The 12,137-nt window shown below is 31.1% G+C and carries 10 protein-coding genes and 1 other annotated feature; all 10 genes read left to right on the top strand.

Features of this window, described 5'->3' with window-relative positions; genetic code table 11:
* Nucleotides 1–87: 87 nt before the first annotated feature.
* The 10 genes from B2694_RS16445 (at nucleotide 88) to B2694_RS16490 (ending at nucleotide 12,077) form a co-directional block, all read left to right on the top strand.
* Complete coding sequence (locus tag B2694_RS16445) at nucleotides 88–1,332, top strand: metal-dependent hydrolase family protein (RefSeq protein ID WP_346886666.1); 1,245 nt, start codon at nucleotides 88–90, stop codon at nucleotides 1,330–1,332.
* Nucleotides 1,333–1,644: 312 nt separating this feature from the next.
* Nucleotides 1,645–2,574, top strand: a complete 930-nt coding sequence (locus tag B2694_RS16450) for an ABC transporter permease (protein ID WP_346870983.1) — start codon at nucleotides 1,645–1,647, stop codon at nucleotides 2,572–2,574.
* An 11-nt stretch (nucleotides 2,575–2,585) separates the two neighbouring features.
* Nucleotides 2,586–3,524, top strand: a complete 939-nt coding sequence (locus B2694_RS16455) for an ABC transporter permease (protein WP_346886667.1) — start codon at nucleotides 2,586–2,588, stop codon at nucleotides 3,522–3,524.
* Nucleotides 3,525–3,535: 11 nt separating this feature from the next.
* Nucleotides 3,536–4,552, top strand: coding sequence for an ABC transporter ATP-binding protein (locus B2694_RS16460; protein WP_035132891.1), 1,017 nt, complete (start codon nucleotides 3,536–3,538; stop codon nucleotides 4,550–4,552).
* Nucleotides 4,545–5,522 carry a dipeptide ABC transporter ATP-binding protein gene (locus B2694_RS16465; RefSeq protein ID WP_346886668.1) on the top strand — a complete coding sequence of 326 codons (978 nt, stop codon included), beginning with the start codon at nucleotides 4,545–4,547 and terminating at the stop codon, nucleotides 5,520–5,522. Before B2694_RS16460 ends, B2694_RS16465 begins: the two co-directional genes overlap by 8 nt.
* Before the next feature lie 34 nt (nucleotides 5,523–5,556).
* Nucleotides 5,557–7,248 carry a peptide ABC transporter substrate-binding protein gene (locus B2694_RS16470; RefSeq protein WP_035132893.1) on the top strand — a complete coding sequence of 564 codons (1,692 nt, stop codon included), beginning with the start codon at nucleotides 5,557–5,559 and terminating at the stop codon, nucleotides 7,246–7,248.
* 119 nt (nucleotides 7,249–7,367) lie between these two features.
* Nucleotides 7,368–7,633, top strand: a binding site (T-box leader).
* Nucleotides 7,634–7,756: 123 nt separating this feature from the next.
* Complete coding sequence (asnA, locus tag B2694_RS16475) at nucleotides 7,757–8,764, top strand: aspartate--ammonia ligase (RefSeq protein ID WP_346886673.1); 1,008 nt, start codon at nucleotides 7,757–7,759, stop codon at nucleotides 8,762–8,764.
* Nucleotides 8,765–9,156: 392 nt separating this feature from the next.
* Complete coding sequence (locus B2694_RS16480) at nucleotides 9,157–10,767, top strand: CTP synthase (RefSeq protein WP_346886669.1); 1,611 nt, start codon at nucleotides 9,157–9,159, stop codon at nucleotides 10,765–10,767.
* Between the two features lie 256 nt (nucleotides 10,768–11,023).
* Nucleotides 11,024–11,437, top strand: a complete 414-nt coding sequence (locus B2694_RS16485; protein ID WP_346886670.1) for a flavodoxin — start codon at nucleotides 11,024–11,026, stop codon at nucleotides 11,435–11,437.
* A 13-nt stretch (nucleotides 11,438–11,450) separates the two neighbouring features.
* On the top strand, nucleotides 11,451–12,077 hold the full coding sequence (locus B2694_RS16490) for a DUF3793 family protein (protein WP_346886671.1): 627 nt from the start codon (nucleotides 11,451–11,453) through the stop codon (nucleotides 12,075–12,077).
* Nucleotides 12,078–12,137 lie beyond the last annotated feature (60 nt).

Below are 12,137 nucleotides of genomic sequence, written 5' to 3' on the forward strand. Positions count from 1 at the left end.
CATATATGGTATAATAATGAGTTGAGGCAAACTATTGGACTATATCAAAGCAAAACATAGTAATATGCATAATTTAGGGGGTAAAATATGAAAAGTATAGCATTTATAGGAGGACTATTAATAAATGGATTGGGAACTGAACCTATCGAAAATTCCTTAGTTCTTGTTGAAAATAAGAAAATTACTTATGCTGGAGTGATGAAAGAGATAGAAGAGAATTATGAAATAATAGATATATCAGGAAAAACTATTATGCCAGGACTTATAGATTCTCATCTACATTTTAGCGGAAATAGAACAGATAGTGATACAGAATGGGTATTAGAGCCTGTGATACAAAAGACAATTGTAGCTGTTGCTCAAGCTAGAGAAGCTTTGGAACATGGACTAACATCCGTAGGTGAAATTTCTCGTTCTGGAATTCATCTTAGAAATATGATTGAGGAAGGAATAATACCAGGACCACGTATAGTTGCAACAGGGTTAGGATTTTGCAGAACTTCAGGACATGGAGATTCGCATAATTTACCGTTGGTCTATAATGAAGATTCACATCCATGGGCAGAAAGCGTTGATGGACCATGGGAACTGCGTAAGTCTATCAGAAAACGAATACGTGAAAATCCTGATGCTATAAAAATATGGTCTACTGGAGGAGGTATATGGAGACATGATGCTAAAGCATCATCTCACTATTGTATGGAGGAAATACAAGCTGTGGTAGATGAATGCAATATGGTTGGATTACCAGTTTGGTCTCATGCTGAAGGTTATGAAGGAGCTTTAAATTCATGTAAAGCTGGAGTTTCTGCTATAATCCATGGTCAGGAATTAAATGAAGAATGTTTAGAAATAATGAAGGAAAAGAATATAAGCTTTTGTCCAACCATTCAATTCTTCTATCAGTGGTTTACAGTGTACGAGCCTCCCTATAGAAAAATTTTAGATGATTATGAGGGAGAGACAGTAGCTGAAAAGGAGCTAAATCGTATAATAAGTAATCTAAGAAATGCAAATAAAAAGGGAATAAGAATAGCAGTAGGTTCAGACTCCTTCTGTAGTAGTTTAACTCCTTATGGAGAATATGCAATAACTGAAATGTATACTCTTTGTAAAGCTGGACTTACCAATATGGAGGTAATTTTAGCAGCTACAAAAAATGGAGCAGAAATGTTAAAAATTGATGATATAACAGGTACTTTGGAGTCAGGTAAGTTTGCTGATATTATTGTATTGAATGGAAATCCATTAAAGGATATTCATGATATAAGAAGTGGTAACATGCAGATAATTATGAAGGAAGGTATCTTTGTAAAGAAAAATATAAATTAATAGTTTAAAGAGTTGTCTTAAAATACACTAGGTCTTAAATTGATGTTTAGGTATCACTTCCTTAATGAAATGTGAATAAATATCTTAAAGAGTGCAAAATTTTAAGGCACTTTTCTTTTTTTGAAAAATATAATTACTTAGTTTTATTGATCAACAAAGCACATTAATCCATTAAGAAATAGTCAAATATAGATATATATGAAGATTGTTATTAATTTATCATTAGAAAGTAATGGATTAAACAAAAATTAATGGAATATTGAGAGAATAAATCAATATATATATATCATATAAAAAATGGGGGGTGAGAATTTGATTAAATACATTCTAAAAAGACTAGGTATAAGTGTAGTAACTATATTTATAGTTATCACTGCGACATTTTTTTTAATGAGATTAATGCCTGGTGGACCTTTTGATGGTGAAAAGCCACTACCGCCAGAAATAAAGGCTAGTTTAGAAGCAAAATATGGATTAGATAAATCTTTAGGTGATCAATATTCTATGTATTTAAAGGACTTACTTAAGGGGGATCTAGGTCCAAGTATGAGATACAAAGGAAGAGAAGTACAAGAAATAATAGGTTATTCTTTCCCGGCATCTGCTAAACTTGGTGGAGTAGCTGTAGCAATTTCCTTAATTTTCGGAATACTTTTAGGGATAATTGCTGCTCTTAAATATAATAAGTGGCCAGATTCAGTATGTATGGTACTTGCTACTCTGGGAGTTACATTGCCAAGTTTTGTTATAGCTACACTATTGATGTATGTATTTGGAGTTAAACTAAGCTTAGTTCCTATAACGGGTCTAGATAGCTTGAAGAGCTATATTTTACCATCGATAGCTCTAGCGGGATATTCTATAGCATTTATATCTAGACTTACAAGATCTAAACTTTTAGAAGTTTTAAAATCAGATTATATTAGAACTGCAAAGGCAAAAGGAGTTAATGGTAGAAGAATCATGTTTAAACATGCTCTTCGAAATACATTAATCCCTATTGTAACCTACGTAGGGCCATTGATTGCAGGGATATTAACTGGTAGCTTTGTAGTGGAAAAGATATTTGCTATACCTGGACTTGGAAGAGAGTTTGTAACTACAATAACAAATAGAGATTATACAACTATACTTGGAGTAACTATATTCTATAGCACACTTCTTATACTATGTAATTTAATTGTGGATATTATGTATGTAATTATAGATCCAAGAATTAAATTAGAAAATGTTGAAGCGTAGGAGGTGATGTTATGGAATTTAATGAAGAAATTAATGAAATTTTAGAAAAGGATTTTGTCTTTGTAGATGAAGGTAGTAAACAGAAGGATACAATAAATAGGCCAAGTGTATCTTATTGGAAAGATTCGTGGAGAAAACTTAAAAAAAATAAGTTAGCAATAGTAGGGCTTATCTTTGTTATTCTTATAACTCTAGGAGCTATATTTATTCCTTGGTTTTCTAAACATGATTATACGACAAATAACTTAATGCTTACTAACCAGGGACCGTCTGCAGAGCATTGGTTTGGAACAGATTCACTAGGACGAGATTTGTTTGTAAGGGTTATGTATGGTGCTAGATATTCTTTGATAATTGGTTTTGTGGCATCTATACTTAATTTGGTTATAGGCATAGTATATGGTGGAATTGCTGGACTTATAGGTGGATGGGTAGATAATATTATGATGAGAATTGTAGATATAATATCTTCTATACCTATGACAATATATGTAATACTATTAATGGTCGTTCTTGAAAAAGGTGGTTTATTCAATATTATTGTAGCCTTGGCTATTTCTTATTGGATAGGTATGGCTAGAATTGTTAGGGCAGAAATACTTCAGCTTAAACAACAAGAATTTATTTTAGCTGCTAAAACTTTAGGAGCTCAAGGTAAGAGAATACTATTTAAACATCTAATTCCAAATTGTTTAGGTCCAATTATAGTAACTCTTACACTGCAAATACCAACTGCAATATTTTCAGAAGCTTTTTTAAGTTTTATTGGATTAGGATTAGTACCACCACTTGCATCATGGGGAACTTTAGCTAGTGATGCTTTATCTACTTTAAGATTATATCCGTATCAGCTTTTATTTCCGACGTTGGCTATATGTATAACAATTTTTTCATTTAATATGCTTGGTGATGGGCTTAGAGATGCTCTAGATCCAAAGATTAAAAAGTAGGGGGTGGAAGGATGAGTAATTTGTTAGAAGTAAATAATTTAAAAACATCTTTCTATACTCAATTTGGAGAAGTGCAAGCTGTAGGGGGAGTTTCATTTAATCTAGAACATGGTGAGGTTATGGGTATAGTTGGAGAATCTGGTAGTGGAAAAAGTGTTACAATGATGTCTATTATGAGGCTTTTAGATGATAATGGTAAAGTAAAAGAGGGAAAAGTAAGATTTGAAGATAAGGATATAGTGTCTATCAGTGAGGAAGATATGTCTACCATAAGAGGAAATGACATATCCATGATTTTCCAAGATCCTATGACTTCTTTGAATCCGCTTATGACTATAGGAAATCAAATTATGGAGCCGCTTAGAATCCATAAGAAGATGACTAAAGAAGAAGCACATAAAAAAGCTGTAGAATTATTACACTTAGTTGGTATACCTAGTCCTGAAAGCAGAATGAAGCAATATCCACATGAGTTTTCTGGGGGTATGAGACAAAGGGTTATGATAGCTATGGCATTAACTTGTAATCCAAAGCTATTGATAGCTGATGAACCAACTACTGCACTAGATGTTACGATACAAGCACAAATTTTAGAGATAATGAAGGATATAAAGGAAAAACTAAATACATCTATAATTCTTATTACACATGATTTGGGGGTTGTTGCAGATATTTGTGATAATGTGAATGTAATGTATGGAGGTCTTATTATAGAGCAAGGAACTGTAAAGGATATATTCTATAATTCTAAACATCCATATACTTGGGGTCTTATGGAAAGTGTTCCTAATCCTAATACCTTGGTAAGAGAAAGATTAAGACCTATAGATGGTCAACCACCAGATTTATTTAAACCTCCAAAGGGATGTCCATTTTATGTTAGATGTAAATATTCTATGGAAGTATGTAAAGAGCATAGACCTGAATATTATGAAATAACTCCAGGACATAAATCTGCTTGTTGGCTAAATGATAATAGGGCACCAAAGGTTGAAACTCCATTGAAGAGGAGGAAGGAAGATGAGTAGTATAGGGAAACTAATAGAAGTAAAAAATCTATGTAAATATTTCAATACTAAGAAATCAATTTTTAGTAAGAATAAAGGAATATTAAAGGCTGTTGATGGGGTATCTCTTCAAATAAAAAAAGGAGAGACTTTAGGCCTAGTAGGAGAATCAGGATGTGGTAAAACAACTTTAGGTAGGACTCTATTAAAATTATATAATCCTACTGCTGGAGAGATATTTTATGATAATGAAGAGATTGGTAAGCTAACTAATAAGCAGATGCTATCTTATAGAAAAAAGATGCAGATGATATTTCAAGATCCTTATGCATCGCTTAATCCACGGCTAACAGTTGGAGATATTATCGGTGAACCATTAGATATTTATAAAATATGTAGAGGCAAAGAAAGAGAAGAAAAAGTAAAGTATTTTTTAGATAAGGTAGGTCTTGATCAAAATCATTTAAATCGTTATCCACATGAGTTTTCAGGAGGTCAAAGACAAAGAATCGGAATAGCAAGAGCTCTTGCAGTTAATCCAGAGTTTATTGTTTGTGATGAACCTATTTCTGCCCTTGATGTATCAATACAAGCTCAGATAATTAATATGATTGAGGATTTGCAAAATGACTTTGGCCTAACTTACTTGTTTATAGCTCATGATTTATCCATGGTTAAGCATATATCCAATAGAGTTGGAATAATGTACTTAGGAAAACTAGTTGAAATAGCAGAGAGTAATGAGGTATATAGTAAACCAATTCATCCCTATACCAATGCATTACTATCTGCAATTCCAATTCCTGATCCAGATGAAGCTAAAAGAAGACAAAGAATAATTTTAGAGGGAGATATTCCATCTCCAATTGATCCTCCACCAGGATGTAGATTTAAATCTAGATGTAAATATGCAAAACAAATCTGTGGTGAAGAGGAGCCGATTTTAAAGGAAGTATCTCCTGGCCATTGCGTAGCTTGTCATTTATTTTAAAATAAATTAATTAATTTAATAAGGAGGTCAATGAATGAAGAAAACTAGAATAATGGCACTGATAATGACTGCAATAATGACAGGTACATTACTTTTAGGATGTACTAAGACTAAAGAAAATGAAGGAGAAAAACCTGGTGATGGCAATACGCCTGTGGTAGAAGAAACAGTAGAACAAAAAATAGTATATAATTTAGGTGCAGATCCTAAAACTATTGATCCACAACTAAATTCAGCAGTAGATGGTTCAACAATAATTCACAATGCTTTTGAAGGGTTAATGAGAGAGGATGAAAATTCTAAAATAGTACCAGGTACTGCTGAAAAGTATGAAGTATCTGACGATGGAACTGTATATACTTTCCATATAAGGAAGGATGCTAAATGGTCAGATGGAAAACCGGTAGTAGCTGGGGACTTTGAATATGCATGGAAGAGAGCATTAAATCCTAAAGTGGCAGCAGAATATGCATATCAACTTTTCTATATAAAAAATGGAGCTGCATACTATAATCAGGAAAAAGTAGGAGGTAAGGTTGCTACAGCAGAGGATGTAGGTGTAAAGGTTATAGATGATAACACCTTAGAAGTAACTCTTGAAGCTCCAGTTCCATATTTCTTATCATTGGCAGCTTTTCCAACTTATTTCCCAGTTAGAAAAGATATTATAGAAGGAAATGAAGAAAAGTGGACATTAAAGCCAGACACATATATATCTAATGGACCATTTAAGATGTCTGAATGGAAAGAAAAAGAAAGTATTACATTTGTAAAAAATGAAAATTATTGGGATGCTAAAAATGTAAAACTTGAAACATTAGAAGTAAAATTAATAGATGATCAAATAACTTATTTAAATGCCTTTAAGAGTGGAGAAATAGATGTAATAGAATCACCACCTCAGGCTGAAATTCCTACATTACTAGATGAAGGAACAGCAAAAATATATCCTTATTTAGGAACTTACTTCTATGTAATAAATGTATCAGACAAAGCTAAGGATGTAGACCCTAAAGCAGCTGAAGCATTAAGCAATCCTAAGTTCAGAAAAGCTTTATCACTAGCTATAGATAGACAACTAATAGTTGATAAGGTAGCTCAAGGTGGTCAAGCACCAGCAACTAGCTATGTTCCAGCAGGTATTCTTGATTCAATAGGAGAAGAGTTTCAAAAGGATTATTCATCAAAGGGTGCAAATATTGAAGAAGCTAAGAAATTGCTAGAAGAAGCTGGATATCCAAATGGAGAAGGAGCACCAACAATAACATTTACTTTTAATACAGATCAAGGTCATCAAAATATAGCTCAAGCAGTACAAGATATGTGGAAAACAAATCTTGGAATTAATGTAGAGTTGAAAAATGAAGAGTGGGCAGTATTCCAAGATACAAGGAATAATTTCCAATATTCTATGGCTAGACATGGATGGATAGCAGATTATAATGATCCGATGACATTCTTAGATATGTGGACAACTGGTAACGGACAAAATAATGCAGGATATTCAAATAAAGAATATGATAAGTTAATAGCTCAAGCTAAAGTAGAGTTAGATGACGCTAAGAGAACAGAATTATTACACAAAGCAGAAGATATTTTAATGGATGAATCACCAATTATACCACTATACTATTATACAAATGTATTATGTATAGACAAAAATGTTAAAGGAACTTATAAATCACCATTAGGACAAATGGAATTTAGAGATGCTTATGTAGAGTAATTAAATAAATAAAAAGAACTTTAAAATCAAAATGCTATCTCAAAAGAAATTTTGAGATAGCATTTTAAAAGTGCTTTACAAAATAAATTAATTGTGATATTATTTAAAAAAATGAAATGTAGAAAGCGTTGAAGAGAAGAAGTAAAATTAATGTATCTTTACAGAGAATTCCCCATAAGCTGAGAGGGGGAAGAGTAAGTTGATTTGAATAACATCTCTGAGCAGTGCTCCGAAAGATAACAACCAGTAGGCAGTACCGGATCTGCACCCGATATAGTGCTAGAGTATAATCAATTTGCATTAATTGACGTACTTGAAGAGATTGTTATTGTAAAGTAGCAATGAATTAAGGTGGTAACGCGTGAGTAGTACTCTCGTCCTTTTATATTTTTATATAGGGATGAGAGTTTTTTATTATATATAAATAAAAAAGATAAAGTATGGGCCCAGAAAACTTTATCAACTCTTTAACTTTAAACTTAAAATCTAAGGAGGAATTATTATGAAGATAGAAGGAATTGTTATTCCCAAAGGATATAAATCCAATGCCACATTAATAGAAACAGAAGTACACATAAAGAAGATAAAAGATTTTTTTGAAAGGACTTTATCAGAAAGTCTTAGCTTGACTAGAGTTTCAGCTCCACTGTTTGTGGACTCTCAAAGTGGATTAAATGATAATTTAAACGGAGTTGAGAGACCAGTAGTATTTGACTTGTTGGCTACAGGAGAAAATGTTGAAATAGTACACTCCTTAGCAAAATGGAAAAGAATGAGTCTTCATAGATACAATTTCCAAGTTGGAGATGGATTATATACAGATATGAATGCTATAAGAAGAGATGAAGAGCTAGACAATTTACATTCAGTTTATGTAGACCAATGGGATTGGGAAAAGGTAATAAAAAAAGAAGATAGAAATGAAGAATATTTAAAAGATATTGTAAGAAAAATCTATAAGGTATTTAAGAAAACTCAAGAATTTGTTGATAAAAATTTAATGAAGGTAGAAAATCCTTTACCAAATGAAATACATTTTATAACTACCCAGGAGCTAGAGGACATTTATCCACATCTTACTTCTAAGGAAAGAGAAGATGAAATATGTAGGGAGTTTGGAGCTGTATTTATAATGAAAATAGGTGGAGCGTTAAAATCGGGAGAAAAGCACGATGGTAGGAGTCCGGATTATGATGACTGGAATTTAAATGGAGATATATTATTTTGGTATCCTTTATTAGATAGGGCTGTAGAACTTTCATCAATGGGAATAAGAGTAGATGAAAAAGCCCTTGATTATCAATTAACAGTATCAGGTAATGATAACAGAAGACGTTTAGATTTTCATAAGAGATTATTAGCAGGAGAACTTCCATATACAATTGGAGGAGGAATAGGTCAATCAAGAATATGCATGTTTTTTTTAAACAAAGCTCATATTGGGGAAGTTCAAGCTACTACATGGGATGAAAAAAATGTGAAAATTTGTAAGGAAAATAATATAAATTTACTTTAACTCATAAGTGGATTTGTATATTTAATTTTTACATGATGAAGAAATAAATCATAATAAATTTAATTATTAAAGTGTATTTTAATTTAATAAATAGTTAAAAGTGAGGCTATCTTAGAATATTTTTTATTATTCTAAGATAGCCTCACATATTAATATGTAAATTAGTTAGATTTATACTAACAATAATCTATATTTTTAATTATTAAGTTAAATATATAAAATGACAAAAAACACTAGCCATATATATGGAAGTGTGGTAATATAAATTTTATGTTAAAAGTACATACTACCCCATATTATTTATGGGGTAATTCTTATTATACAAATGTATAGATTAAAAGTCAATAGTAAATTAATAAAATATAAAAATAAATTGTATGGGAGAAGATAACATGAATAGTAAGTATATTTTTGTAACAGGTGGAGTAGTTTCATCCTTAGGAAAGGGTATTACAGCAGCATCTTTAGGTAGACTTTTAAAAAATAGGGGATTAAATGTTACAATACAGAAGTTTGATCCATACCTAAATGTAGATCCAGGAACAATGAGTCCATATCAACATGGAGAAGTATTTGTTACTGATGATGGTGCTGAAACTGATTTAGACTTAGGACATTATGAAAGATTTATTGACGAAAATTTAAGCAAAAGTAGCAATGTTACTACAGGTAAAATTTATTGGTCAGTCATATCTAAAGAAAGAAGAGGAGAGTATTTAGGTGGAACTGTTCAAGTAATACCTCATATAACTAATGAGATAAAAGAAAGAATATGTAAGGTAACAAAGGAAAAGTCAGTAGATGTAGTAATAACAGAAATTGGTGGTACTGTAGGAGATATTGAATCCTTGCCATTTTTGGAAGCTATAAGACAAATTCAGTATGAAGTAGGTAAGGAAAATGTGTGTTTTATACATGTGACTTTAGTACCTTATCTAGGAAAAGCTGGTGAATTAAAAACAAAGCCAACTCAACATTCAGTTAAGGAATTAAGAAGTATAGGAATTCAACCAGACATAATAGTTTGTAGAGCTGAAAAGGAAATATCAGATGAATTGAAGGCAAAAATAGGTTTATTTTGTAATTTAGAAGGTAAAAATGTAATACAAAATCTAGATGCAGAGCACTTATATGAAGTCCCTTTAATGTTACATAAGGAAGGTCTAGATAGGTTAATATGTGAAAGATTAAATCTAGAATGTACACATATTGATAATTCACAATGGATTAGTATGGTTAATAAAATTAAAAATTTAAATGAGAAAATTAAGATTGCTTTAGTTGGTAAATATGTAGAACTACATGATGCGTATATCTCTGTAGTTGAGGCTTTAAGTCATGGTGGATATGCTAATGATTGCATAATAGAAATGAAATGGATAAATGCAGAAGAGGTAGCAAGAGATAACTCGGATGAAATTTTTTCAGATGTGAATGGGATATTAGTACCAGGGGGATTTGGAGATAGAGGAATAGAAGGCAAGATTGAAGCTGTAAGATGGGCAAGGGAGAATAAAAAACCCTTATTTGGAATATGTTTAGGTATGCAATGTTCAGTTATAGAGTATGCTAGAAATGTACTTGGATATGAAGGAGCTAATAGTTCTGAGATTGACCCAAATACCAAATATCCAGTAATAGATTTAATGGCAGATCAACAAGAAATTGAAAACTTTGGTGGTACTATGAGACTTGGTTTATATCCATGTAAACTAGACAAAAATTCAATAGTGGCTAGTGAATATGATGAAATATTGGTAAATGAAAGACATAGACATAGGTATGAATTTAATAATAAGTTTAGAGAAGAAATAGTTGAGAAAGGTATGAATATCACTGGGACAAGCCCCGATGATAGATTGGTAGAAATTGTTGAAATAAAAGATCATCCGTGGTATGTATCAGTGCAATTTCATCCAGAATTGAAATCAAGACCTAATAATCCCCATCCTTTATTCAAAGGATTTATAAGAGCTGCAATTAGAGATAAGGAAAGTAAATAATATAAATAATATAAGAAGCATTTTTCTAGAATATTAACTGATATCTATAAATTTGATAGCAGTTCAATAGAAAGATGCCTTTTATTATTTATTTAAAGAGCTTTAATAAGTATAAAACCATACATATACAAGCATAATAGGATTATGATTTATTTGTTACAATTCAATTGAGAATAATTATCAAAAACTATTGACAATAATGTGAAGATCCGATATTATTTAATTGAGAATAATTTTCAATTAAGGAGGATGTGTTATGAAAATAGTTTATTGGTCAGGTACAGGTAATACAGAGAAAATGGCAGAATTAATTGCTAAAGGAATCAGAGAAGAAGGGAAAAATGCAGAAGTAATCAATGTTGCTAATGCTAACAGTGGCATCTTTGATGATGAAGATATAATAATACTAGGATGCCCATCTATGGGAGATGAAGTATTAGAAGAATCTGAGTTTGAACCTTTTATTGAAGAGGTATCTTCAAAAATATCTAAAAAGAAAGTAGTTTTATTTGGATCCTATGGTTGGGGTGATGGAAAGTGGATGAGAGATTGGGAAGATAGAATGCTTTCTTATGGATGCGAAATAAAAGAGGACTGTTTAATAATTTGTGGCGAACCAGAAGATGAAGATGAATGTATAGATTTTGGTAAAAAAATAACACTTTTATAGGTAGGTAATGAAAATGACATGTTTAGAATTTTATAATAAGTTAGAATCTATGAATGGTGAAGAATATATTAAAAACTTTTTAATTTATAATACTTCATTGGTGATTGCAAAGGTTAAACCAGCTGCTACTATTACTTTTAAAAAATATAATAAAGATTTATATAGTAACTGGGGTTCAATGGGAAAAGCGTTTATTCAAAGTATAGGTCTTGACTTTATAGAACTAAGAGAATCTGATGATTCAATTGTAGTATTAATTTATAATCAGAGTTTACTTGAAAAATATATAGGAAAAGAAGAAAATAAAGAGTTTTTAATAGGTCTAGGATATTCAGAAAATGGAACTATTATAGAATATTTAAATGTGTTAAAAAATAGATATAAAGAATTTAACTGTCCACATGAATTAGGTATTTTTTTAGGAATACCAATTAATGACGTGAAAGATTTTATGAACTGTAATGATAAGAAGTGTTTATTGTGTGGATATTGGAAAGTGTATAATGACTGTATTTCAGCTCAAAGAATTTTTCAATCTTATGATCAGGTTAAGGAATATACAGTAAATTCTATATTTAAAGGAATTGAAGGAAGTACTTTAGTGCAAAGTATAGAAAATAATTTTAGTTTTTATGGATAAGGCAAAAGTAGCAATGAATAAAAAAACAGAGTGTGTAAAGAGGTCACTGAAAAACTTATA

Origin of the sequence: Clostridium sp. UBA4395 (assembly GCF_002390995.1) — a bacterium.
Taxonomy (GTDB): domain Bacteria; phylum Bacillota; class Clostridia; order Clostridiales; family Clostridiaceae; genus Clostridium_J; species Clostridium_J sulfidigenes.